22 protein-coding genes and 1 pseudogene are annotated in these 25,150 nt (G+C 66.1%); 4 read left to right on the plus strand and 19 right to left on the minus strand.

The window, feature by feature from the left end; genetic code table 11:
* Positions 1-71: 71 nt before the first annotated feature.
* The 4 genes from aroC to prmB all read right to left on the minus strand — a co-directional run bounded on the left by aroC (position 72) and on the right by prmB (position 5,056).
* A complete protein-coding gene (gene aroC, locus IPM20_12870) occupies positions 72-1,178 on the minus strand; it encodes a chorismate synthase (protein ID MBK9132506.1) in 1,107 nt (368 codons plus the stop codon).
* A 62-nt stretch (positions 1,179-1,240) separates the two neighbouring features.
* The gene (gene hemN / locus IPM20_12875) at positions 1,241-2,629 is read right to left on the minus strand and encodes an oxygen-independent coproporphyrinogen III oxidase (GenBank protein ID MBK9132507.1); all 1,389 of its coding nucleotides are present in this window, start codon (positions 2,627-2,629) and stop codon (positions 1,241-1,243) included.
* A gap of 59 nt (positions 2,630-2,688) precedes the next feature.
* Complete coding sequence (locus IPM20_12880) at positions 2,689-3,954, minus strand: MFS transporter (protein MBK9132508.1); 1,266 nt, start codon at positions 3,952-3,954, stop codon at positions 2,689-2,691.
* A 184-nt stretch (positions 3,955-4,138) separates the two neighbouring features.
* Positions 4,139-5,056, minus strand: coding sequence for a 50S ribosomal protein L3 N(5)-glutamine methyltransferase (prmB, locus tag IPM20_12885; GenBank protein ID MBK9132509.1), 918 nt, complete (start codon positions 5,054-5,056; stop codon positions 4,139-4,141).
* Positions 5,057-5,160: 104 nt separating this feature from the next.
* On the opposite strand from prmB, the gene IPM20_12890 reads away from it, so the two are divergent.
* Entirely contained in the window at positions 5,161-5,628 is a 468-nt protein-coding gene (locus tag IPM20_12890) for an ATP-dependent zinc protease (GenBank protein MBK9132510.1), read from the plus strand.
* A 145-nt stretch (positions 5,629-5,773) separates the two neighbouring features.
* On the opposite strand, the gene IPM20_12895 is transcribed toward IPM20_12890, so the two are convergent.
* Complete coding sequence (locus IPM20_12895) at positions 5,774-6,865, minus strand: succinylglutamate desuccinylase/aspartoacylase family protein (protein MBK9132511.1); 1,092 nt, start codon at positions 6,863-6,865, stop codon at positions 5,774-5,776.
* On the minus strand, positions 6,825-7,730 hold the full coding sequence (rimK, locus tag IPM20_12900) for a 30S ribosomal protein S6--L-glutamate ligase (GenBank protein ID MBK9132512.1): 906 nt from the start codon (positions 7,728-7,730) through the stop codon (positions 6,825-6,827). Before rimK ends, IPM20_12895 begins: the two co-directional genes overlap by 41 nt.
* A 130-nt stretch (positions 7,731-7,860) precedes the next feature.
* On the opposite strand from rimK, the gene ettA reads away from it, so the two are divergent.
* Positions 7,861-9,534 carry an energy-dependent translational throttle protein EttA gene (gene ettA / locus IPM20_12905; protein ID MBK9132513.1) on the plus strand — a complete coding sequence of 558 codons (1,674 nt, stop codon included), beginning with the start codon at positions 7,861-7,863 and terminating at the stop codon, positions 9,532-9,534.
* A 379-nt stretch (positions 9,535-9,913) separates the two neighbouring features.
* Here the strand turns inward: ettA and IPM20_12910 are convergent, their stop codons facing one another.
* Positions 9,914-10,288 (minus strand): DUF2892 domain-containing protein, encoded by a 375-nt coding sequence (locus IPM20_12910; protein ID MBK9132514.1) that lies wholly within the window; start codon positions 10,286-10,288, stop codon positions 9,914-9,916.
* Between the two features lie 86 nt (positions 10,289-10,374).
* Positions 10,375-11,052 carry a Crp/Fnr family transcriptional regulator gene (locus IPM20_12915; GenBank protein ID MBK9132515.1) on the minus strand — a complete coding sequence of 226 codons (678 nt, stop codon included), beginning with the start codon at positions 11,050-11,052 and terminating at the stop codon, positions 10,375-10,377.
* Positions 11,053-11,333: 281 nt separating this feature from the next.
* On the opposite strand from IPM20_12915, the pseudogene IPM20_12920 reads away from it, so the two are divergent.
* Positions 11,334-11,645 (plus strand): annotated as a pseudogene (locus IPM20_12920) (BrnA antitoxin family protein).
* A gap of 177 nt (positions 11,646-11,822) precedes the next feature.
* On the opposite strand, the gene IPM20_12925 reads toward IPM20_12920, so the two are convergent.
* The 8 genes from IPM20_12925 to IPM20_12960 all read right to left on the minus strand — a co-directional run bounded on the left by IPM20_12925 (position 11,823) and on the right by IPM20_12960 (position 20,465).
* Positions 11,823-12,908, minus strand: coding sequence for a RelA/SpoT domain-containing protein (locus IPM20_12925; protein ID MBK9132516.1), 1,086 nt, complete (start codon positions 12,906-12,908; stop codon positions 11,823-11,825).
* Positions 12,909-13,011: 103 nt separating this feature from the next.
* Complete coding sequence (rimI, locus tag IPM20_12930; GenBank protein MBK9132517.1) at positions 13,012-13,503, minus strand: ribosomal protein S18-alanine N-acetyltransferase; 492 nt, start codon at positions 13,501-13,503, stop codon at positions 13,012-13,014.
* Positions 13,504-13,513: 10 nt separating this feature from the next.
* Complete coding sequence (locus IPM20_12935) at positions 13,514-14,245, minus strand: uracil-DNA glycosylase (protein ID MBK9132518.1); 732 nt, start codon at positions 14,243-14,245, stop codon at positions 13,514-13,516.
* 12 nt (positions 14,246-14,257) lie between these two features.
* The gene (locus IPM20_12940) at positions 14,258-15,805 is read right to left on the minus strand and encodes a 2-isopropylmalate synthase (protein ID MBK9132519.1); all 1,548 of its coding nucleotides are present in this window, start codon (positions 15,803-15,805) and stop codon (positions 14,258-14,260) included.
* A gap of 361 nt (positions 15,806-16,166) precedes the next feature.
* Positions 16,167-16,973, minus strand: a complete 807-nt coding sequence (gene pssA / locus IPM20_12945) for a CDP-diacylglycerol--serine O-phosphatidyltransferase (GenBank protein MBK9132520.1) — start codon at positions 16,971-16,973, stop codon at positions 16,167-16,169.
* Between the two features lie 96 nt (positions 16,974-17,069).
* On the minus strand, positions 17,070-18,086 hold the full coding sequence (ilvC, locus tag IPM20_12950) for a ketol-acid reductoisomerase (GenBank protein ID MBK9132521.1): 1,017 nt from the start codon (positions 18,084-18,086) through the stop codon (positions 17,070-17,072).
* 88 nt (positions 18,087-18,174) lie between these two features.
* Positions 18,175-18,666, minus strand: coding sequence for an acetolactate synthase small subunit (ilvN, locus tag IPM20_12955; protein ID MBK9132522.1), 492 nt, complete (start codon positions 18,664-18,666; stop codon positions 18,175-18,177).
* Positions 18,663-20,465 (minus strand): acetolactate synthase 3 catalytic subunit, encoded by a 1,803-nt coding sequence (locus tag IPM20_12960; protein ID MBK9132523.1) that lies wholly within the window; start codon positions 20,463-20,465, stop codon positions 18,663-18,665. The genes ilvN and IPM20_12960 overlap by 4 nt, the downstream gene beginning before the upstream one ends.
* Before the next feature lie 147 nt (positions 20,466-20,612).
* Between IPM20_12960 and IPM20_12965 the strand changes: the two genes are divergently transcribed.
* Positions 20,613-20,957: a hypothetical protein gene (locus IPM20_12965; GenBank protein ID MBK9132524.1), complete on the plus strand. Its 345-nt coding sequence runs from the start codon at positions 20,613-20,615 to the stop codon at positions 20,955-20,957.
* A gap of 7 nt (positions 20,958-20,964) precedes the next feature.
* Here the strand turns inward: IPM20_12965 and IPM20_12970 are convergent, their stop codons facing one another.
* From IPM20_12970 to IPM20_12980, 3 genes are all read right to left on the minus strand, one after another.
* Complete coding sequence (locus IPM20_12970; protein MBK9132525.1) at positions 20,965-21,690, minus strand: dienelactone hydrolase family protein; 726 nt, start codon at positions 21,688-21,690, stop codon at positions 20,965-20,967.
* Between the two features lie 266 nt (positions 21,691-21,956).
* Entirely contained in the window at positions 21,957-24,464 is a 2,508-nt protein-coding gene (locus IPM20_12975; protein MBK9132526.1) for an FtsX-like permease family protein, read from the minus strand.
* On the minus strand, positions 24,461-25,150 hold the full coding sequence (locus tag IPM20_12980; GenBank protein MBK9132527.1) for an ABC transporter ATP-binding protein: 690 nt from the start codon (positions 25,148-25,150) through the stop codon (positions 24,461-24,463). Before IPM20_12980 ends, IPM20_12975 begins: the two co-directional genes overlap by 4 nt.

The raw sequence follows: 25,150 nt of genomic DNA on the forward strand, positions 1-25,150 counted from the left end.
GGGTGAAGCGTGAAGAGCGATGCGGAGACCGTCTTGAGATCTATTACGCCTCACACCTCACGCCTCGCGCCTCACTTCCCGGACGTCGAGGCCGGTATCACCGGGGTCCCGGAGCGGACATCGAGATTCTGCGCGCGATGCCGCAGCACATGGTCCATCAGGACGATGGCGAGCATGGCCTCCGCGATCGGCGTCGCGCGGATGCCGACGCAGGGGTCGTGGCGGCCCTTGGTCTCGATCTCGACCGGATCTCCGCGCAGGTCGACGGTGCGTCCGGGCAGGCGGATGCTTGAGGTCGGTTTCAGCGCGATGCTCGCGACGATATCCTGCCCGCTCGAGATGCCGCCGAGGATCCCGCCGGCGTTGTTGCCGAGGAAACCCTGCGGGGTGATCTCGTCGCGGTGCTCGCTGCCGCGCTGCTCGATGGAGGCGAAACCGGCGCCGATCTCGACGCCCTTCACCGCGTTGATACTCATCAGGGCATGCGCGATATCGGCGTCCAGGCGGTCGAACACCGGCTCGCCGAGCCCCGGCATCACCCCGCTCGCGACCACGTTGATACGGGCACCGATCGAATCGCCCGACTTGCGTAGCGCATCCATGAAGGCCTCCATCTCGGCGACCCGGTCGGCATCGGGACAGAAGAACGGGTTGCGCTCCACCTCGTCCCAGTCGAAACGCGCCGGCCGGATCGGGCCGAGCTGGGCCAGATAGCCGCGGATCTCGATGCCGTAACGCGTCCGCAGGTACTTCTTCGCGATGGCGCCGGCGGCGACCCGCATCGCGGTCTCGCGCGCCGAGGAACGCCCGCCGCCGCGATAGTCACGGACGCCGTACTTCTGCTGATAGGTGTAGTCGGCGTGACCGGGACGGAAGCGGTCCATGATCTCGGAGTAATCCTTCGAGCGCTGGTCCTGATTCTGGATCAGCAGCCCGATCGGCGTGCCGGTGGTGCGTCCCTCGAATACGCCGGACAGGATCTGCGCCAGATCGTCCTCGCGGCGCTGGGTCACATGGCGCGACTTGCCCGGCTTGCGACGGTCGAGGTCGTGCTGGAGATCCTGCTCGGACAACTCCAGTCCCGGCGGACAGCCGTCGACGATGCAGCCGAGCGCGGGCCCGTGGCTCTCGCCGAAGCTCGTCACCGTGAACAGCCTGCCGATGGAGTTGCCTGACATGCGCGCTATTGTAGCGGGTAAACGCGGCGCCGTCTTGCCTCCGGCGCCGGGAAAATGAAGACTCAGATGACCCGGGAGTAGCGCCGCTCGCCGCCGCCGCGCAGATAGCGATCGAACACCATGCAGATGTTGCGGATCAGCAGGCGGCCGACCGGGCGCACAGCGATCCGGTCGGTGCCGAGGTCGAGCAGGCCGTCCGCCGCCATCGCCTCGAGCTCGGCGAGCTCGGCCGCGAAATACGCCGCGAAGTCGATGCCGAACTCACGCTCGAGCGCCCGCATGTCGAGCTCGAAATGACAGATCAGGCGCGTGATCACCTCGCGCCGAAGCCGGTCGTCGGCATCGAGACGGATGCCGCGATAGACGGGCAAGCGACCTTCCGCGAGCCGCTGCTGATACTCGTCCAGCTCCTTGACGTTCTGGGCGTAGCAGTCGCCGACCATGCCGATCGAGGTAACGCCGAGGCCGATCAGGTCGCAATCGGCGTGGGTGGAATAGCCCTGGAAGTTGCGGTACAGCGTGCGTTCGCGCTGCGCCACCGCGAGCTCGTCCTGCGGCCGCGCGAAGTGATCCATACCGATGTAGACATAGCCCGCGGCGGTGAGCCGGTCGATGGTCGCGTGCAGGATGGCGAGCTTGTCGGCCGGCGGCGGCAGATCCTCCGCCCTGATGCGGCGCTGCGGCGCGAAGCGCTCGGGCAGGTGGGCGTAATTGAACACCGACAGGCGGTCCGGCCCGGCGGTGATCACCGTGTCGAGGGTGCGCAGGAAACTCTCCCGGCTCTGGAACGGCAGGCCGTAGATCAGATCGATGCTGACCGAATGAAAGCCGGCGGCGCGCGCCTGGTCCAGCACGGCGAAGGTCTCCGCCTCGCCCTGCAGGCGGTTGACCGCGCGCTGCACGCGCTCGTCGAAGTCCTGCACGCCCATGCTCATGCGATTGAAGCCGAGCTCGCGCAGCAGGGAGACGGTGTCCGGTTTCACCTCGCGCGGATCGATCTCGATGGAATACTCGCCGCGATCGTCATCGCGCAGCGTGAAATGCTCGCGCGTCGCCCGCATCAGCGCGCGCATCTGCTCGTGGCTGATGAAGGTCGGCGTGCCGCCGCCCCAGTGCAACTGGTTCACCGTGCGGGCGCGGCCGAACAGCTCGCCCTGCAGCGCGATCTCGCGGTGCAGGGCCTCCAGATAGGGGATGGCGTGCGCGCGGTTCTTGGTCGCGATCTTGTTGCAGGCGCAGTAGAAGCACAGCGTGTCACAGAACGGGATATGGAAATACAGCGACAGCGGCCGCACGACCGCCTCGGCGCGGGTGGCCGCGGCGCAGGCGCGGTAATCGTCCGCGCCGAAACCGTTATGGAAACGGTCCGCCGTCGGATAGGAGGTGTAGCGCGGCCCGCTCCGGTCGTAGCGCGCGATCAGGCCCTCGTCGATGGACAGCGATTGATCCATGCCTTTCCCCCATTGGATGAAAGGCCATTATACGCGACGGACGGGACGGGCGGAACGGCTCAGAGCCCGCCGCGCAGACCACGTCCCTTCTCGATATCGACGAAATAGAGCAATACCGCCCCCAGCGCGAACAGCACCAGCAACGCCAGCACCGAAAAGCGCGCGCTTCCGGTCAGCAGCGCGACCCAGCCCATGGCGACCGGGCCGATCACGGTCGCGAACTTGCCCAGCATGTTGTAGAAGCCGAAGAACTCGGCGGTCTTGTCCGGCGGGATCAGGCGCGCGTACAGCGCCCGGCTGAGCGACTGGATGCCGCCCTGCACCAGGCCGATCACCACCGCGATCTGGTAGAACCCGGCCACGGTCTCGATGAATGCCGCCCACACCGTCACCCCCATGTAGACGGCGATCGCGATGAAGATGCCGCTCTTGGCGCCGAAGCGCTCGCCGATGCGGCCGAAGACGATCGCGGCCGGAAAACCGACGAACTGGGTGATCAGCAGCGCGGTGATCAGGTCGTTGGAGTTGAAACCGAGCGCGAGCCCGTAGTCGACCGCCATGCGGATGATGGTGTCGACGCCATCGATATAGAGCCAGTAGGCCGCGAGGAACAGCATCACCACGCGCAACTGGCGCAGGTGATGAAAGGTCTCCGCGAGCTGGCGCAAGCCCGCGCGTACCGCCGCGCCGACCGAGCCGGTCTGCGCCGGCGCGGTCTCACGCACGAACAGCAGCACCGGCAGCGAGAACACCATCCACCACACCGCCACGATCACGAAGGAGAGCCGCACCACCTGCGCCCCGTCGTCGAAGCCGAAACGCTGCGGAAACACCGCCATCGCGACCAGCACGGCGAACAGCAGTCCACCGCCGAGATAGCCGAGGGCGTAACCCCAGGCCGACACGCGATCGAAACGGTCCTCCGTCGCGACCTCGACGATCAGCGCGTCATAGAACAGGTTGCCGCCCATGAAGCCGAACGTCGCGACGGCATAGAACGCGACGGCGGCGATGTACGCGCCCTGCGTCACCAGATACAGCGAGGCCGTCGCGCTCACGCCGATCACGGTGAAGAACAGCAGCAGGCGCTTGCGCGCCCCGGCGCGGTCCGCGATAGCGCCCAGCACCGGGGCGCACAATGCGATCACGATGCTCGAGACCGAATTGCCGAGGCCAAGCGCAAAGGTGCTCTCCGCCGGCGCCAGGCCTGCAGCCCAGTACTGTTTGAAGAACACCGGAAAAAATCCCGCCATCACCACGGTCGCATAGGCGGAATTGGCCCAGTCGTAAAAGGCCCAGGAGAGAATTTTGCGGTCCACCGCCATGTTTTTTCCTTCTACTCTCCAGCATGCACCGGGGACGAATTTAAATCTGTCACCTTACTACCCGGTATGGGGACGGATTTGAAATCGTCCCCGGATCGCGAAATGCTAAATGGGGACAGATTTATAAATCTGTCCCCTACTCACTGGTAATTCTGTCCCCATACTCCCTAGACATCCCCGCTCCTCAGTCAAGCGCTGCCGCGAAGCGCGCGCGAAACGTATTCAGCTGCTCCGCGGTCAGCAGGAACACCCCGCCACCGCCGCGCTCGAACTCCAGCCACAGGAACGGCACATCCGGGAAACGGCGCGCGAGTGCGTCCTCGCTGTTGCCGACCTCGACCACCAGGATGCCGCCGGGCTCCAGATGATCGGACGCCGCCTGCAGCAGACGCACGACGAGGTCAAGCCCGTCCGCGCCGCCGGCGAGGCCGAGCCCCGGCTCGTGATGGTATTCGCGCGGCAGCGCCGCCATGTCGTCGGCGTCGACATAGGGCGGATTGCTGACGATGATGTCATAGCGACGACCCGCGAGTCCCGCGAACAGATCGGACTCCCGCGCATGCACGCGGTTCGCGAGGCCGTGCGCCTCGATGTTGCGCCGCGCCACCGCAAGCGCCTCCGGCGAGATGTCCGCGGCATCGACCTCGGCCTCCGGAAAGGCATAGGCGCAGGCGATCGCGATGCAGCCGCTGCCGGTGCCGATGTCGAGCACGCGCCGCACCGGATGGTCCGCCGCCAGCCAGGGCTCGAAGCCGCGCTCGATCAGTTCGGCGATGGGCGAGCGCGGCACCAGCACGCGTTCGTCGACATAGAACTTCAGGCCGCAGAACCAGGCGGCGTGGACCAGATACGCCGTCGGGATGCGTTCCTCCACGCGGCGGCGCGCCAGCACCTCCAGCCGGTCCAGTTCTTCCGGGGTCAGCACGGTCGCCAGCACCGCGTCCGGCACCTCCGGCGGCAGGCCGAGCGCGGCCAGCACCAGCCAGGCGGCCTCGTCCAGCGCGTTGTCGGTGCCATGGCCGAAGCTCAGTCCGGCGCGCTCGAAGCGCGCGGCGGTGGCGCGTATCGCCTGCTCAAGAGTGGGTTCTTTATCCTGCGTCATACTTCCATCCTGCCGCCGCGCGTTTGCCGCCGCGAACGGTTACCACTACACTTGTCGGCGGGATCGCCGATCAATTCCTCACAACAGACGACGCACGCCGCGATATGGGACAGGCTGTTATACCACAGGACAGGCGCATCCTGATCGGTTGGCGGGAGTGGGTCTCCCTGCCCGAACTCGGGATCCACGCCATCAAGGCCAAGGTGGATACCGGCGCGCGCACCTCCGCGCTGCACACCTTCGAACTGATGGCCTATCGCGAGAAGGGCCGCGACATGGTGCGTTTCAGCATCCACCCCCTGCAGAAACACACCGACACGGTGGTCACCTGCCGCGCCCAGGTGATCGACCGCCGCTGGGTCAGCGATTCCGGGGGGCACCGCGAACTGCGCTACGTGATCTCGACGCCGCTGCACCTCGGGCCCCACGTCTGGCCCATCGAGATCACGCTGACCCCGCGCGACCCGATGCGCTTCCGCATGCTGCTCGGCCGCACCGCAATGGACAACCGGCTCCACATCATCCCCAACGCCTCCTACCTCGTCGGCAAGCCTCCGGCGGTGGCGCACTGAACTGCTCACCTGCCTTGAGATGTCATGGGGACAGATTTATAAATCTCGGGAAGTATGGGGACAGATTTTAAATCTGTCCCCATTACACCCTATATAAATCTATCCCCGTTTTGCCCGTAAATCTGTCCCCAAGGAATTCTCCACCTCACCCCGCCGGCTCTGCTTCCACCAGCTCCGGGTCGAGTTCGCGCGGGCGGCTGCGGAATTCCGCCACCCGCGCGGCGGCCGCGCGCAGGCGGCCGAAGCGCGCGATGTGGAACACCGCATCGCCCTCGTTGACCAGCGGCAGATTGAGGCAGCCGATGACAATGCCGTGCGCCGGCGCCCGCAACGCGAGCTCGCGTTCGCCGAAGGGGTCGGAGATCACGCCCAGCACCTCGCCCTTGCGCACATGGCTGCCGAGCGGGAGTACGGTGCGCAGGATGCCGCCGGACGGCGCGCGCAGCCAGGAGGTGGAACGCGCGATCACCGTCTCGCCCGCCGGGCGCGGCCGCCGCGCGGGATTCGCCGGCAGCATTTCCAGCGCGCGCATCACGCCGACCACCCCGCGCAGACCGGCGCGGATCGATTCCTCATCGAAGCGCAGCGCCTCGCCGCCCTCGTAGACCAGCAGCGGGATCCCGCGTCGGGTGGCGACCTCGCGCACCGACCCCGTCCGCACCTCGGCATTGATCAGGATCGGGGCATGAAAGGCCTCGGCCAGCCGCAAGGTCTCCGCGTCCTCCAGGCGGGCGCGCACCTGCGGCAGGTTGCTGCGATGCAGCGCGCCGGTGTGCAGGTCGATGCCGTGGGTGGCGCGGCTGACCACCTCCTCCGTGAACAGGTGCGCGAGCCGCGCGGCGAGCGAACCGTGGCCGCTGCCGGGGAAACTGCGGTTGAGGTCGCGCCGGTCGGGCAGGTAACGCGACTGCGAGATGAAGCCGTGCACATTGACGATCGGCACGGCGATCAGCGCCCCGCGCAGGCGCTCCAGCAGCGGCAGCCGGATCAGGCGCCGGATGATCTCGACGCCGTTGATCTCGTCGCCGTGCATCGCGGCCGAGATGAACAGGCGCGGACCCGGCCTGCGCCCGTGCACCACGTGCACCGGCATGGTCATCTCGCTGTGGGTGTAGAAGCGCGCGATGCTGAGATCGACGGTGCGGCGCTCGCCGGGCGCGATCCGCGTCCCGGCGATCTCGAACGGCGCGGCCGTCTCAGCCCTTGCCGCGCGTGCGCGTGTGGTTCGCCTTGGCATTTTTCTCCGCAAACTGCACGATCAGTCCGGCGATGTCGACACCGGTCACCTCCTCGATGCCCTCCAGGCCGGGGGTGGAATTCACCTCCATCACCACCGGGCCGTGATTCGAGCGCAGGATGTCGACGCCGGCCACGTTGAGGCCGATGGCGCGCGCGGCGCGCACCGCGGTCGAGCGCTCCTCCGGCGTCAGCTTCACCTTCGAGCCCTCGCCGCCGCGATGCAGGTTGGAGCGGAACTCGCCCTCCTTCGCCTGCCGCTTCATCGCCGCCACCACCTTGTCGCCGATCACGAAACAGCGCATGTCCGCGCCGCCGGCCTCGCGGATGTATTCCTGCACCAGGATGTTGGCCTTCAGGCCGTAGAAGGCCTCGATCACGCTCTCCGCCGCCTTCGGCGTCTCCGCCAGCACGACGCCGATGCCCTGCGTCCCCTCCAGCAGCTTGATCACCAGCGGCGCGCCGCCCACCATCGAGATGACGTGCTCGACGTCGTCCGGCGAATGGGCGAAGGCCGTCACCGGCAGGCCGATCCCCTTGCGCGACAGCAGCTGCATCGAACGCAGCTTGTCACGCGCGCGCGAGATCGCGACCGATTCATTGAGCGGATACACGCCCATCATCTCGAACTGGCGCAGCACCGCGGTGCCATAGAAGGTGATGGACGCCCCGATGCGGGGCACCACGATATCAAAGGGGCCGAGCGCCTTTCCCTTGTAGAAGATGCCCGGACGGTGGGTGGCGATGTTCATGTAACAGCGCAGCGGGTCGATCACGACCGCCTCGTGCCCGTGATTGTGGGCGGCCTCGACCAGGCGGCGGGTCGAGTAGAGGCTGGGTTTGCGCGACAGGATGGCGAATCGCATCGGACACCGGGCCCTGCATCACACCTGCTGTACGGCGTCCATCCGCGCGGGCGGCGGGGGGCACGCTCCACCGGGATTGTGCTAAGATTGCGCCCAATCCGCGTTCACCAACATTATCCGGGAAGCATTCATGGCGCAATACATCTTCACGATGAACCGCGTGGGCAAGGTCGTCCCGCCCAAGCGCGAAATCCTCAAGGACATCTCGCTGTCGTTCTTTCCTGGTGCAAAGATCGGCGTGCTGGGCCTGAATGGATCAGGAAAGTCGAGCCTGCTGCGCATCATGGCCGGCGTCGACAAGGACCATCTCGGGGAGGCGCGCCCGCAACCCGGCATCCGCATCGGCTACCTGCCGCAGGAGCCGCAGCTCGACGCGTCCAAGGACGTGCGCGGCAACGTCGAGCAGGCCGTCGGCCCGGTGAAGGCGCTGCTCGACCGCTTCAACGAGATCAGCATGAAGTTCGGCGAGCCGATGGGCGACGACGAGATGAACGCCCTGCTCGAGGAACAGGCCAAGCTGCAGGACGCCATCGACACCGCCGGCGGCTGGGAGCTGGACCGCACGCTGGAGATCGCCGCCGACGCGCTGCGGCTGCCGCCGTGGGACGCCGATGTCAGCAAACTGTCGGGCGGCGAGCGCCGCCGCGTCGCGCTGTGCACGCTGCTACTGTCCAAACCGGACATGCTGCTGCTCGACGAGCCCACCAACCACCTCGACGCCGAGTCGGTCGCCTGGCTGGAGCGTTTCCTGCACGACTTCCCCGGCACCGTGGTCGCCATCACCCACGACCGCTACTTCCTCGACAACGTCGCCGGCTGGATCCTCGAACTCGACCGCGGCCACGGCATCCCGTGGGAGGGCAACTACTCCTCCTGGCTGGAGCAGAAAGAGAAGCGCCTCGAGACGGAAGAGAAACAGGAGAGCGCCAAGCAGCGCGCGATGAAGGCCGAGCTGGAATGGGTGCGCAGCAACCCGAAGGGGCGCCACGCCAAGAGCAAGGCGCGCCTTGCCCGCTTCGAGGAACTGGCCTCGCAGGAATCGCAGAAGCGCAACGAGACGCAGGAGATCTACATCCCGCCCGGCCCGCGCCTCGGCGACCAGGTCATCGAGGTGAAGAACCTGCGCAAGGGTTTCGGCGACACTCTATTGATAGACGACCTCAGCTTCAGCCTGCCGCCCGGCGGCATCGTCGGCGTCATCGGCCCGAACGGCGCCGGCAAGACCACCCTGTTCCGCATGCTGGCCGGCACCGACAAGCCGGACGCCGGCGAGATCGTCTATGGCACGACCGTCAGCCTCGCCTGCGTCGACCAGTCGCGCGACTCGCTCGACGACAAGAAGACGGTATGGGAAGAGGTCTCCGGCGGCCAGGACATCATCCAGGTCGGCAAGTTCGAGACGCCGTCGCGCTCGTACCTGTCGCGCTTCAACTTCAAGGGCACCGACCAGCAGAAGCACATCGGCAATCTCTCCGGCGGCGAACGCAACCGCGTGCACCTGGCCAAGCTGCTGAAGAGCGGCGGCAACGTGCTGCTGCTCGACGAACCGACCAACGACCTCGACGTCGAGACCCTGCGCGCGCTCGAAGAGGCCCTGCTCGCCTTCCCCGGCTGCGCCGTCGTCATCTCGCACGACCGCTGGTTCCTCGACCGCATCGCCACCCACATGCTCGCCTTCGAGGGCGACAGCCACGTCGAATGGTTCCAGGGCAACTACGCGGATTACGAGGCCGACCGGCACAAACGCCTGGGCACGGATGCCGACGCCCCGCATCGCCTGAAGTACAAGAAGCTGACGAAATAAACCCGCAAGATCCACAAGGGGACAGATTTATACATCTGTCCCCGTCGACATAGATCCGCCCCTCTGCTTCAGAACCGCCCGTAGCCCGGATGGAGCGCCAGCGGAATCCAGAAATCATCCCGGTCGGCACACAACGCCTCCACGGGCCCGCTGAGGGGGCGGGACAGATTAATAAATCTGTCCCCATCGACGTACATCCGTCCCCGTCGACACGCCGAAGCCCGAACGAAAACCGCCCAGGAGGACCCGTGCTGCGGGGGCAGGGTACGCCGGGGACAGATTTATAAATCCGTCCCCGTCGACATAGATCCGCCCTCTGTACCGCGGGGGCTCAGCGGCGGATCCCCGGTTCGGCACGCCTCCTCGGGCCATCGAGGCCTCACGCGGCCCGCTTGCGGAACGGCTCGTGATGCGCGGCGGTCAGGCTGTGGTCATAGTCCGAATCCGGCACCAGCTTGTCCCCCGAGACCAGCGCATCCACCTCGAAGGGAAATGTGCCGCAGGCGTTGCGTCCGCCTTCCAGGCTGCACGTCCTCGCATCGAGCGCGGCATAGAAGGGATCCCATCCCAGCATGCTCGTCATCAGCGGATAGACGGAGATCAGCATCGCGTAGGGTTCCCAGGTCAGCACGGCATTGTTGAACATGCTGACGATACCGCCCGCCAGCAGCGCCGTGCCGATGAACACGCGCAACATCCTGTCCATCAGACCGATGTTATGCACAACGAACAATCTTGAACGGATACGTTCCATGACGCCTACCTCCCGTCGATCAGGAGCGACATTGGTGACAGACGCCGATATTCCGCCAGAATTTCCCGGCGAGGACAGTGACAACGTCACACTGGCCGGTCGACCAACCCCCGGAGCGCCGTCGCGTCCACGACCTCGATCCAGCCCCGGTGCAGGCGCACCCAGCCCGTGTGCTCGAAATGCTTCAGCGCCCGGCTGACGACCTCCCGCGCGGTCCCCAGCTCGTGCGCGATCTCCTGATGCGTGGCCTCGATCCGTCCGTCCACGCCGGGATACGCCAGCAGATACCGGGCGAGACGCTGGTCGATGTGCCCGAACGCGACCGCCTCCACCAGCGCGATCAGGTCACCGACGCCCTTGTCGAGCGAGGAATGGACGAAGTCACGGAAGGCCGGCGATGCGTTCACCGCCGACTGGAACTCCTCCCTGGGGATCAACACGACATGGACCGGCGTGGCGGCCACCGCGTCCGCTGCGTAGCGCTTTCCGCCGAGCATGCAGACAGTGGTCAGCTCACAGGTGCCGCCGGCATCGATATGATAGAGCACGATCTCATGCCCGTCCGGCGTAGTCTTGCGCACCCGCACCGAACCCTCGACGACCAGCAGGTAATACTGGCAGGCCTCGCCGTCGCGGAACACCTGCGCGCCCGCCGGGAGATGCAGGTGCCGGACGGAACGCAGCACCCGCCTCCACGCCGGATCGCCGATCGCACCGAGCGCGGCATAAACCTTCAGCCAGTCATCCGAACGCGAGCCCGCCACAGCGCCACCCCGCCCGCGCGCCAGCGGTCACCCGCCGCTGCGCCATGACCGAACACCGGCCTGTGATTATAATCCAAACGAACTAGACGACCGCAGACAATGCATCCAACGGCTGCGGCAGCACCTACCGCAAGGGGACAGATTCCATAATCTGTCCCCGCTGCTCGGATTACTACGACTCCCTCCAGTTTAATTTGCCGCATATACATTAATTCCATCCGGCTATCAGGCGGGGTTGGCCGCCAGCCTGAGCAAGGCGAACGACAGAGAGTTACGGCGCTATGAAGAAGCGAAAACCTGACCCTGAATTGATCGATGAAGAAAACCCGGGATGGACCGCGGCGGACTTCAAGCGCGCGCACCCGGCTCGTGAGGTGTTACCAAAAATGGTCGGCAAGAAAACAGCGAAACGCCTACTGAAACCTCGGGGCTGACCGGAATCACCGGATGCGAAGGTCTCGATCAGCCTGCGGACTCCACTCCAGACCTTGGCACGCCGGAAGGCCAGTGGCCCAGATTGGCAGACGCGCATGGCGGAAGCGTTAACGGAGATGTCGCCGAATTCGCGCAAACGCGCAAGCCCTAGAAATTAATAGCAGAGGGATCTGCATACTTCACGCATAGTGTGCGGGGAAACTCTCGCGAAAACCGTGGTCTGCCCCCCTATTATTCGGTACTGATCAAGCACGCGCTGGGTGTGATCGCTCGCGTACGCAGGACAGAGGAACAAAAGGGCCAGTATTAAAGGGCACTAACCCCTTATTTCGGCGTTATTTCTTTTTTCGCTTGGCCCTAATATTTTTTCTTTTGACTAACCTCACGCCTCGCTTAGCCTGCTTACCAACCAAGAGCTTGTCACAACCGCTCTCAACTAAACGAATGAAATCACGCGCATCAGAAAAATAGTTCTTAAATGCCAACCTTACTTCATCGCTTTTATCCGCCCGCACCAGAACGACATCTCTATCAGGATATTGTTCCTCCAACTCAAATAACGCTTGCAAAGCGACTGTGGCATCACGATAAGTTTGAACTTCTAAATCTCCTGTACTGGAAAATATGAGGATAGCGTTCCTATTTTCAGTAACAGCCTTATCTGCGGCATTTAATCCACGCAAAGTACGTAAAAGTCCAATTTCACGATCCAAATTTTGAAAGTTCCGCACCAATTGACGATCTTTAACATTAGGAAATGGGCCCTTTGATCCCTCAGATGCTCGCGCAAGAATCTCGCTTGCTAACGCCATTGCATTCTCATAGCGCTTATCTCCTTCTTGGAATTTTGGCTGACTCTCAGTGACAAACCCTATTAATTCAACCGCAGTTGCCCACGCATGCTGCACCAGTGTGCGATATTGAATTTCAACATATAGGCCAGCCAACGCCTTACCCATTTCAGATCGAACATCATATTCATACACATCATGGATTCCACGATATCCCGTCACTTTGGGCTTCTTTATATAATCATACTTATCTAGTTCATTGCGTCGTCTATGATTAAAGCGAGCCCTATGGAACTCACTCCGAAATGCATATAGCTGCTGTATATTTTTAAAAATCAACCTACAACCAGCCACATCATCCATGCGCGACAATTGCATTTGAGGCAGGCGCCGCAATTTATCAAAAATTGTTCGCTTTCTCTTGTGGCGCTGCGCAACTGTTATGCCAGTTTGCCGAGTCCGATTTCTCAAGACCGCTTGAAAAGTATTAAGGACAGCACGATGCGCAGCGCGCCACTCCTCAATTACGGAAAGATCCTCCGCGGTTGGAGTTCCTATACGTATATTCTCACCGGCACGATTTACGCGCGACTTTGAACCACCAGGATACGTTTTCGCTAGACTAGCCATAATTTATTTACTTTAACACCAGTCTGAGGATAACTAGTCAATTGAGCACAACAAATAGGTCACCACCCTTTTTTCGAGGGTATCTTAAATACCATCAACATTCTTAGCATTTTATAATATTGCACTCCAACATAATCGCATCCTCCCGCCCGCCCTTGGCCGGGTAATAATCCTTCCGCATCCCTATACGCTTGAATCCCAACTGCTCGTACAGCGCGATGCCCGCCGCGTTCGACGGGCGCACTTCGAGCAGCAGGGTCGTTGCGCCGGCGGCGCGGGCGTCTTCGATCAGGTGATTGAGCAGCGCGCGGCCGAGGCCGCGGCGGCGCTGGTGGGGGTCGACGCAGAGGTTGAGTATGTGTGCCTCGCCGACGGCGGCGGTCATGACGCCGTAGCCGGCGATCATGCCGTCCTGCAGAACGACATGGCAGCGGTAGCCGACGGCGAGGCAGTCGCGGAAGATGCCGTCGGTCCAGGGGAAGTCGTAGGCGCGGCGCTCGATGTCCATGACGACCGGGACGTCGATCGCGCGCATCGGGCGGAAGCGGAGAGACGGCGCGGGTAACGGGGGTTCGTCGATGCGCGCCGAGGCCATGTCGCCCGCCTCAGCCCGCGGCCGCGCCGAGGGTGCGGGCGGCGAGTTGCAGGTCGTCCCAGGTCTTGCGTTTCTCCAGCGGCGAGCGCAACAGGTAGGCGGGATGGTAGGTGACGATCAGCGGGACACCGGTATCGGCGTAGCGATGCACGCGGCCGCGCAGCGCGCCGATGCGGGTGTCGGTCTTGAGCAGGTTCTGCGCGGCGATGCGGCCGACGGCGAGGATGATCCGCGGCCGGATCAGCGCGACCTGCCGCTTCAGGTACGGCTCGCAGCAGGCCACCTCGTCCGGACTCGGGTCGCGGTTATTCGGCGGGCGGCACTTCAGCACGTTGGCGATGTAGACCGCTTCGCGCGCGAGCCCGAGCGCCCACAGCATCTCGTTCAGCAGCTGGCCGGCGCGGCCGACGAAGGGCTCGCCCTGGCGGTCTTCGTCCGCGCCGGGGGCCTCGCCGACCACCATCCACGTCGCCTGGCGGTTACCGACGCCGAACACCGTCTGCGTGCGCGTCTTTTCCAGCCCGCACAGCGTGCAGCCCTTAACACGCGCCTGCAGCGCGTCCCAGTCGAGGCGCGCGACGTCGCCGCCCGCCACATCTGTTGCAGGCGCAGCCTGCATAACGACGGGCGCTGGCGCCGCCGCGGGTTCCGGTCGCGCGGCGGGCGCGGGGTCCGCCCCGCGTTCCGCCCAGGCCTGGATGCCCATGGCCTCCAGGTACCGCAGTCGGCGCGTCTCGCTCATCGGCTCACCGCGTCACAGCGATGCCCGCTGCGGGTGCTGGCGCTGCGATGCATCGAAGATCTTGTTCAGGCCGTTGATGTAGGCCTTGGCCGAGGCGATGACGATGTCGGTATCCGCGCCCTGGCCGTTGACGATGCGCCCGCCCTTCTCCAGCCGCACCGTCACCTCGCCCTGCGAGTCGGTACCGCTGGTGATGTTGTTGACCGAATAGAGCTGGAGCTGCGCACCGCTGTTCATCACCGACTCGATGGCCTTGAACGCGGCATCCACCGGGCCGCCGCCGGCGGCCTGGGCGCGGCACTCCTCGCCACCCACGGTGAGCGTGACCTGCGCCTCCGGCTGGGTGCCGGTCTCCGAGGTCACGCGCAGATAGGCGAGCCTGATGTGCTCGTTCTCCCCCTGATGGGTCTCGCTGACCAGCGCCTGGATATCCTCATCGAAGATCTCGGACTTCTTGTCGGCGAGGTCCTTGAAGCGCGCGAAGGCGGCGTTGAGCGCCTCCTCGCCGTCGAGCTGGATGCCGAGCTCCTGCAGGCGCGCGCGGAAGGCGTTGCGGCCGGAGAGCTTGCCGAGCGTGAGCTTGTTGGTGCTCCAGCCCACGTCCTGCGCGCGCATGATCTCGTAGGTCTCGCGGCTCTTCAGCACGCCGTCCTGGTGGATGCCCGACTCGTGCGCGAAGGCATTGGCGCCGACCACGGCCTTGTTGGGCTGCACCGGGTAGCCGGTGATCTGGCTCACCAGCTTGGAGGTCGGCACGATCTGCGTGGTGTCGATACGCGAGTCGCAGGGAAAGATGTCGCGGCGCACCTTCACCGCCATGACGATCTCCTCCAGGCTGGCGTTGCCCGCGCGCTCGCCCAGCCCGTTGATGGTGCACTCGACCTGGCGCACGCCGGCGAGCACGGCGGAGAGCGAGTTCGCCACCGCCATGCCGAGGTCGTTGTGGCAGTGCGTGGACCACACCACCTTGTCGGCGTTCGGCACGCTCTCGATCAGCTTGCGGATGCGCTCTCCCCACAGGACGGGGAGGCTGTAGCCGACCGTATCGGGCACGTTGATGGTGCGCGCGCCGGCCGCGATCGCCGCCTCGAACACGCGGCAGAGAAAATCGAAATCGGAGCGCACCGCGTCCTCGGCGGAGAACTCGACGTCGTCGGTGTACTGGCGCGCGCGCTTGACCGCGCGCACGGCCTGCTCCAGCACCTGCTCCGGGGTCATGCGCAGCTTGTGCTGCATGTGGATCGGCGAGGTGGCGATGAAGGTGTGGATGCGGCCGGAATTCGCCTTCTTCAGCGCCTCGCCGGCGCGATCGATATCCTTGTCCAGCGCGCGCGCGAGCCCGCACACGGTGCTGTCCCTGACCGCCTCGGCGACCGCCTGCACGGCCTCGAAGTCGCCCGGGCTCGCGATCGGAAAGCCGGCCTCGATGACGTCGACGCGCATGCGCTCCAGCGCCTTGCCGATGCGAACCTTCTCTTCCCGGGTCATGGCCGCGCCGGGGCTCTGCTCGCCGTCGCGCATCGTGGTGTCGAAGATGATGAGTCTGTCTTTGCCGCTCATTGGGGTGTGCTCCTGAAGTTTGCGCTCAGTTTACCCCACCCACCGGCGCGGACAAATCGGCGCCGCACCGGGGTCGGGGCGTGGAAACAACGAATTGGGGGAAACGGGTCGGTGGCTGCCTTACGGCAGCAGCAGTCGCAGGGACAGCAGGGAAGCACGGGCAAACGGGACACCGGCGCGCACGGCGGAGGCCGCGCGGGGGGAGATCGAACCGGATGTCATTACATTACCCATGGGCTCAACTATAGTCGAAGTCTTTGAGGATGCCAAGCCGGGGGTAGATCCCCGGATTCCACTGCGTTCCATCCGGGCTACATTATCCGGGCTACAGGTATGCCATCGGCCGGAAGGCGCGCGGGCTTTACCGCGAGGAGTGATGGTCGTCCTTGGCGGGTTCCTCGCCCGGCTCCCGCGGGGGCTGGGACGGCGCGGGCAGTGGCGGCGGGCGCCGGTAACGCAATACCAGCCAGGCCACCGGACCGGACAGCGCGTAGACCAGCGCGATACTGAACAGTACCACCGGCGGATCGATGGAGATGAAGACGAAGACCAGCACCATAACCAGCATCGCGACGAAGGGGATCTTGCCGCGCAGATCGAGGTCCTTGAAGCTCTTGAAGCGGACGTTGCTGACCATCAGCAGGCCGGTCAGCACGGTGAGCGGAAAGGTCAGCAGCGGGATGTCCTCGCCGGGCATTCCGTAGTCCGCGCCCACCCAGACCAGGCCGGCGATCAGGGCCGCGGCGGACGGCGACGGCAGCCCGATGAAATAGCGCTTGTCGACGACGCCGACCTGGATGTTGAAACGGGCCAGGCGCAGCGCGGCGGCGGCGGCGTAGATGAAGGCGGCCGTCCAGCCGAGCTTGCCCAGGCTGGCGAGCGACCATTCGTACATCACCAGCGCGGGCGCGAGGCCGAAGGCGATCATGTCCGAGAGGCTGTCGTACTGGGCGCCGAAGTCGCTCTGGGTGTTGGTCAGGCGGGCGATGCGGCCGTCCATGCCGTCGAGGATCATCGCGATGAAGATCGCGATGGCGGCGGTATCGAAGTTTCCGCGCGAGGCGGCGACGATGGCGTAAAAACCGGCGAACAGCGCCGCCGTGGTAAACAGGTTCGGCAGCAGGTAGATGCCGCGATGGCGCCGGGTTTCCGTGGTCTCGTCGTGCATGCCGCTAACCGGGGGAAGTGAGGGCTATTATAAGGAAACGGGGTTGCCCTTCAAGCAAGGGCAACCCCGCGGGCTCGACGCGCCGAAGGAGAGGGCTCAGTTCCGTTCCCGGTCGACGATCTTGTTGGCCTTGATCCAGGGCATCATGTCGCGCAGGCGCGCGCCCACTTCCTCGATCGGGTGCTCGCGGCCGATGCGGCGCTTGGCCTTCAGCGTCGCGGCGCCGCCCTGGTTTTCCAGGATGAACTCGCGCGCGAACTCGCCGGTCTGGATCTCCTTCAGGATGCGCCGCATCTCGGCGCGCGTCTCGTCGGTGATGATGCGCGGGCCGCGCGTCAGGTCGCCGTACTCGGCGGTGTTGGAGATCGAGTAGCGCATGTTGGCGATGCCGCCCTCGTACATCAGGTCGACGATCAGCTTCAGCTCGTGCAGGCACTCGAAGTAGGCCATCTCGGGGGCGTAGCCCGCCTCGACCAGGGTCTCGAAGCCGGCCTGCACCAGCGCGGTGGCGCCGCCGCACAGCACGGCCTGCTCGCCGAACAGGTCGGTCTCGGTCTCCTCGCGGAAATTCGTCTCGATGACGCCGGCGCGGCCGCCGCCGTTGGCGCTGGCGTAGGACAGCGCGATGTCCTTGGCGCGGCCGCTCGCGTTCTGGTACACCGCGATCAGGCTCGGCACGCCGCCGCCCTGGGTATAGGTGGAACGCACCAGGTGGCCGGGACCCTTGGGCGCGATCATGATCACGTCGAGGTCGGCGCGCGGCTCGATCTGGCCGAAGTGGATGTTGAAGCCGTGCGCGAAGGCGAGCGCCGCGCCCTGCTTGATGTTCGGCACGATCTCGTCGCGGTACAGGCGCGCCTGGTGCTCGTCCGGCACCAGGATCATGATCACGTCGGCCCAGGCAACGGCATCCTTCACCGGCTTCACGTCGAGGCCGGCCTTCTTCGCCTTCACGGCCGAGGCCGAATCGGTCCGCAGGCCGACGACGACGGACACGCCGGAATCCTTCAGGTTGTTGGCGTGGGCGTGGCCCTGCGATCCGTAGCCGATGATGGCGACCTTGAGCTTGCGGATGATGGAAAGGTCGGCGTCTTTGTCGTAGTAGATTTTCATGGGTGGTTTCCCTGCTTTTCGTTGGCTTGCGTTCAGTTCCACTGGCCGGCCCGGCACCGGGCCGGGGGCCTGCGTGTCGTGCGGGCGACTACAGTCCGAGGCTCTTCTCCCCGCATGCGATACCGGTTACGCCCGACCGGACGGTCTCGACGATCGGCACGCCATCCATCGCGGTGATGAAGGCGTCCAGCTTTTGGCTGGTGCTGGTCAGCTCGATGGTGTAGGTCTTGTCGGTGACGTCGATGACGCGGCCGCCGTAACTCTCGGTCAGGCGCAGCACCTCGTCGCGGTCGTGGCCCGCCGCGCGCACCTTCAGCAGCAGCAGTTCGCGCTCGATGTACGCGCCCTCGGTCAGGTCGAGCAGCTTGATGACGTCGATCAGCTTGTTCAGCTGCTTGGTGATCTGCTCGATGACCTCGGCCGAGCCGCTGGTGACGATGGTCATGCGCGACATCGAGGGATCCTCGGTCGGCGCCACCGTCAGCGATTCGATATTGTAGCCGCGCGCCGAGAACAGGCCCGCCACGCGCGACAGTGCGCCCGACTCGTTTTCGAGCAGGATGGAAATGATGCGCCTCACAGGTCCTCCGAACCGAGCAGCATCTCGGTCAGCCCCTTGCCGGCCTTCACCATCGGCCATACGTTCTCGGTCTGGTCGGTGATGACGTCGAGGAACACCAGCCGGTCCTTGAGCTTGAAGGCCTCGCGCAGCGCGCCCTCGACGTCGCCCGGCTTGTCGATGCGCATGCCGACGTGGCCGTAGGCCTCGGCCAGCTGCATGAAATCCGGCAGCGCATCCATGTACGACTCCGAATAGCGGCTCGAATAGTCGATCTGCTGCCACTGCCGCACCATGCCGAGGTAGCGGTTGTTGAGATTCACGATCTTGATCGGCAGCCGGTACTGGCGGCAGGTCGACAGCTCCTGGATGCACATCTGGATGCTGCCCTCGCCCGTCACGCAGGCCACGTCGGCGCCGGGATTGGCGAGCTGCACGCCCATCGCCGCCGGCAGGCCGAAGCCCATCGTGCCGAGGCCGCCGGAGTTGATCCAGCGCCGCGGCTTGTCGAACTTGTAGTACTGGGCGGCCCACATCTGGTGCTGCCCCACGTCCGAGGTGATGAAGGCATCGCCGCCCGTCACCTTCCACAGCGCCTCGATCACGGCCTGCGGCTTGATGCTCTGGCTCGAACGGTCGTACTTGAGGCAGTTGCGCCCGCGCCACTCATCGATCTGTTTCCACCAGTCCTTGAGGGCCGCCGCGTCCGGCGCCTCGCGGCCCGCGCGCAGCTGCTCGCCCAGATCGGCCAGCACCTCGCGCACGTCACCGACGATCGGGATGTCCACCTTCACGCGCTTGGCGATCGACGACGGATCGATGTCGATATGGATGATGGTGCGCGGCTGCTGGAAGAAGTGCTTGGGGTTGCCGATCACGCGGTCGTCGAAGCGGGCGCCCACCGCCAGCAGCACGTCGCAGTGCTGCATCGCCATGTTGGCCTCGTAGGTGCCGTGCATGCCCAGCATGCCGACGAACTGCGGGTCGGTGCCCGGATAGCCGCCCAGGCCCATCAGGGTATTGGTGCAGGGAAAGCCGAGGGCGCGCACCAGCGCGGTGAGCTGCTCGGAGGCGTTGCCGAGCACCACGCCGCCGCCGGCATACACCATCGGGCGCCTGGCCTTGAGCAGGGTCTGCAGCGCCCTCTTGATCTGGCCGACATGCCCCTTGACCACCGGGTTGTAGGAGCGGATGGTCACCGACTTCGGGTAGTCGAACACCGCCTTGTGCGACGGCGCGGTGATGTCCTTGGGGATGTCCACCACCACCGGCCCCGGCCGCCCGCTGGCGGCGAGGTAGAAGGCCTTCTTGATGGTGACGGCGATATCCTTCACGTCCTTGACCAGGAAGTTGTGCTTCACGCAGGGTCGGGTGATGCCCACGGTGTCGCATTCCTGGAAGGCGTCCTCGCCGATGGCGTAGGTCGGCACCTGGCCTGAGATGACCACGAGCGGGATGGAATCCATATACGCGGTGGCGATGCCGGTCACGGCGTTGGTGACACCCGGACCCGAGGTGACCAGCGCCACGCCGGTCTTCCGGGTCGAACGCGAATAGCCGTCGGCGGCATGCACCGCGCCCTGCTCGTGGCGGACCAGGACGTGCTTGACCTTGTCCTGCTTGAACAGCTCGTCGTAAAGGTGCAGCACCGCCCCGCCGGGGTAGCCGAACAGATATTCGACGCCCTCTTCCTGCAGGCAACGCACCACGATCTCCGCACCCGTGAGTTCCACGCTCTCGACCTTCTCGTTCGTATTGTCTGTGTGCTGTATCCCGGACCCGGCCGCGAAGCGGACGGGCGTCCTCGGAAAATTATCCATTGTAATGAGATCGCCCGCTGAAAGATAGGGAAGCGCCTTGAATCGCGTAGGGATTCGGCGAAATCCCGGGCGCGCGACGGGGTATTCCCCGGCGCCGCCGACGCGCTAGACTGCCCCTTCATCCCGCGGACCCGAGGAGAAAACGCAATGCCCTATCTCAGGATACAGACCAACGTCCGACCGGAGCCCGCCGCGACGCCCGGCCTGCTCGCCGCGCTGTCGAAGGAAACGGCGGCCGCCCTCGGCAAGGGGGAACGCTATGTGATGGTGGCGCTGGAGGCCGGGACCCCCATGCTGTTCGCCGGCACCGATGCCCCGCTCGCCTACCTGGAACTGAAGAGCATCGGGCTGCCGGCGCGAACCGGGGAACTGTCCCGCACGCTGTGCCGGGCGGTCGGGGAATGCCTCGGCATCGCGCCGGAGCGGATCTACATCGAATTCGCGGACGCCCCCGCCCACCTGTGGGGCTGGAACGGGGACACCTTCGGCTGAGGCGGAATTACGGGAACTGGCGCGCGAGGAACTGCTCGGTCGCGGTCCAGGCGTCCGCCACCGCCTGCGGCGGCAACGCGTCCGCCGGCGGGCCGGCCAGGGTTCGCGGGGTCAGGATATCGAGCACCGGGATGGCCTGCTTGCCGGCGCGATCGCCCGCGGTGACCGTCTCGCTGTCGTAATAGGTGACCATGGCCCCGAACACGCCGGGGTGGCGGGCCAGCAGCGGAATGCCCGCGCCGACACCCTTGCCCCAGCCCATCAGGACGATGCGATCCTGCGCGCGGCGCAGGTACGCCACGGCCCCGTCGAGGTCGGCATCGATCCACACCGGATCGATGGAGCGCCAGACCTCGGCGGCCATCCGCGCGTCGCTGGCATGGCGGCCGTCATAGAGATCGACGGCCAGCACGCGGTAGCCGAGCCCGGCGACGCGATCGGCCCAGGCCTTGACCTCGGGACTCAGGCCCCAGCGATCCGGCACGATCAGCACGCCGACCCGGGCGTCATCCGGCCCGGCCTGATAGGCATCGAAGCGCGTCCTGAACGCGGTGGGCAGGGTAACCATGTGCCCCTCGATCGCGCTCACATGCTCCGGCCCGCCCGGGACAGGCTGGACCGGCGGCTCGACCACTTCCTTGAGACGGGACGCGGGCAGCGGGGCAACCTCGCCGTCGGCGTATGCCGGCGCACCCGCCAGACAGGCGATCAGGACCCAGAACCCACGCGACATCGACTCTCCTCCCGTATCCCTCAGGTACACGTGGCGCCTAGTGTAGCGTAGGCCGGTCGTTGGCGTCTAAACCGCGAAAACACAGGACTGAGGACTAAGTTAAAACACTTAAACACTTGCGGTGTGGACGGGCCTCAATGTAGCCCGGATGGAGAGGCATGACACCGGCATTCGGGGAGACCGAATCCCCGGATTCCGTTGCGCTCCATCCGGGCTACGATGTGATCTTTCACTTAGTCCTCAGTCCTCAGTCCTTAGTCCTGTCTTTATATCCCCCGCAGCGCCTGCACCGGCGGCATGTTCAAGACGAAACGCGTGCTGAGCACGCCGGCCACGCCGACGCCGATCCCGCCGCCCAGGGCGCCGATCAGCCACAGGCCCGGATCCCAGCCATAGGAGAGCTGGAACACGTTGCGCGCCAGCAGTTGCGCGATCAGCCCGGCGCCGAGCGCCCCCAGCGCGCCCGCCACCAGGCCCAGGCTGAAGAATTCGGTCGCCAGGCCGCGCAGCAACTGGCGCCGGCTCGCGCCCAGCGTGCGCAGCAGCACGGTCTCGCGCACGCGCTCGTCGAGGCTGGCGTGGATCGCCGCCGCCATCACCAGCACGCCGGCGATCAGCGTGAACAGGAATACGTACTGCACCGCGAGCGCGACCCGGTCCATGATGCGGCGCACCTGGTCCATGATGGCCGACACGTCGATCACCGTCACGTTCGGGAAGGCCTTGACCAGTTCGTTCAGCACCGCGTAGCGGTCAGCGGGGACGTACAGGCTGGTGATCCAGGTGGCCGGGAACGCGTCCAGCACGCCGGGCGGCGTCAGCACGAAGAAGTTGACGCGGAAATTGTCCCATTCGACCTCGCGCAGGCTCGTGACCCGGGCGCGCAGATCCACGCCGGCGATGCGGAATGTCAGGGTGTCACCGAGCCGGATGCCCAGCGTCTCGGCGAGACCCGCCTCGACCGACAGCTCGGCGGCGCCGGTCGCGTCCGCACCCCACCACGCGCCGGCGACGATGCGGTTGTCCGGCTGCGGCCGTTCGGCCCAGGACAGATTGAATTCACGTTCCACCAGGCGGCGCGCGCGGTCATCCTGATATGCGTCGGTGGAGACCGCGCGCCCGTCGATCTCCGCCAGCCGGCCGCGCACCATCGGGTACAGCTCCGGCGGCTGCAGGCCGGCGCGCGCGAAGAAGCCGCGCACGGCGTCGACCTGTTCCGGCAGGATGTTGATCAGGAACCGGTTGGGCGCCTGCTCCGGCAGCTCGCGCTCCCATTCGCGCAGCAGATCGCCGCGCACGACCCCGAGCAGCAGCAGCACCATGATGCCGAGACCGAAGGCCATCACCTGCACGACCCCGGTGCCGGCGCGCTGCGTCAGGCTGAGCAGGCCGAAGCGCCAGGTCGAGCCGACGCGGTGGCGCAGCTGGCGCAGCAACGCGATCAGCGCGGCGGCGACGGCGGCCAGCAGCCCGAGCGCCGCAACCGCGCCGAGCAGGATGTACAGGCTGAGGACGCGATCCTCCGCCTGCCACCAGACCAGCGCGGCCATCGCCGCCGCGCCGGCGAGCCAGGTCAGCAGGCGCGCGGCGCCGGGGCCGCCGAGCTCGCGGCGGATCACGCGCAGCGCGGGCACGTTCCGGAGATGCAGCAGCGGCGGCAGCGCGAAACCCAGCAGGGTCACCAGCGCAACGCCCGCGCCGAACAGCGCCGGCCGCGCGGACGGCGGCGGCAGCCCGATGCCGAGCAGCGCGCCCAGCAGCGACTCCAGTCCATACTGGGCGAGATAGCCCAGCGCACAGCCGAGCAACGCGGCCGCGACGCCGAGCAGGCAAAGCTGCAGGCCGTACATGCCGAGGATCAGGCGCTGGCTGCCGCCGAGGCAGCGCATGATGGCGCAGTAATCCAGGTGGCGGGCGATGAAGCGGCGCGCGGACAGCGCGACGGCGACGCCGGACAACAGCACGCTGACCAGGGTCGCGAGGCCGAGGAAGCGTCCGGCGCGATCGAGGGCGCCGCGGATCTCGGGACGCGCGTCGCCCACCGACTCGAGGCGTTCCCCGCGGCCGAGCGCGGGTTCGACCCGCGCGCGGAACGCGCGCACCGCCGCCGGCTCGCCCGCGAACAGGTAGCGGTAACGCACGCGGCTGGCCGGCTGCACCAGGCCGGTGGCCGCGAGATCCGTCGCGTTAAACAGCAGACGCGGCGCGAGATTGAACATGCCGATGCCGCCGCCCGCGGGCTCGACGGTCAGGATGGCGTCGACCAAAAAGCGCGCATCGCCGAGCTCGACCGTGTCCCCGACCGCGATCCCGAGCTGGTTCGCGAGGCGCGCCTCCAGCCAGACCCTGCCCGCCGGCGGGATGCCGTCCGCCTCCGCATCGGGGGCGAACAGTTCACGGCTGATGCGCAGGCGGCCGCGCAGCGGATACTCGCGGCTGACCGCGCGGACCGAGGCGAGCTGCGCCTGCTCCCCGGCGATGACCATGCTGGGAAACTCGACCGCCTCGGCGCGGCGCAGCGTCCGTCCGCCCCGCTCCAGCAGGGCCGCGTCGAGCGGATGATCGGCGCTGATCACCAGATCGGCCCCGAGCAGCTCCGTGGCCTGCAGCTCCAGCGCGAGGCGGACGCGGTCGGAGAAGAACCCCACCGCGGTGACGGCGGCGACCGCCACCACCAGCGCCGCCGCCAGCACGCGCAGCTCCCCCGCGCGCCAGTCGCGCAGCAGCATGCGGAGCGCCAAACCCAATACCGGCACGCGAATCCGCGCGCTCATGCGGCGTCCCGCAGGCGGCCGCCGTCCAGCAGCAGGCGCCGGGTGCAGCGCGCGGCGACCGTGTCGTCATGCGTGACCAGCACCAGGGTGGTGCCCTGCTCGCGATTGATATCGAACAGCAGATCGATCACGCGGCGGCCGGTGGCGAGATCGAGATTGCCGGTCGGCTCATCGGCGAACAAGAGGCGCGGGCGGGTCGCGAAGGCGCGCGCGATGGCGACGCGCTGCTGCTCGCCCCCGGAGAGCTGGCGCGGATAGTGGCGCAGGCGCCGCTCGAGACCGACGCGGGCGAGCAGCTGTTCCGCCTGGACGCGGGCGTCGGCGCGCCCGGCCAGTTCCAGCGGCAGCATGACGTTTTCCGCCGCGGTCAGCGTCGGCAGCAGGTGAAAGGACTGGAACACGAAGCCGATCGCCTCGCGGCGCACGGCCGCGCGCCCCTCCTCGTCCAGCGCGAACAGGTCCACGCCCTCGATCAGCACCGTGCCGTCGCTGGGGGTATCGAGCCCGGCGAGGATGCCGAGCAGCGTGGTCTTGCCGGAGCCCGAGGCGCCGAGCACGGCGACCGCCTCGCCGGCCCGGATGCTAAACTGGATGTCGCGCAACAGCTCGAGTTCGCCCTCGGGGCTGGCCACGCGCTTGCCGACACCGCGTACTTCGACCACGGGATGCTGCGACTGATCCGACAT

Source organism: Gammaproteobacteria bacterium (genome assembly GCA_016716465.1).
Lineage (GTDB): Bacteria > Pseudomonadota > Gammaproteobacteria > SZUA-140 > SZUA-140 > JADJWH01.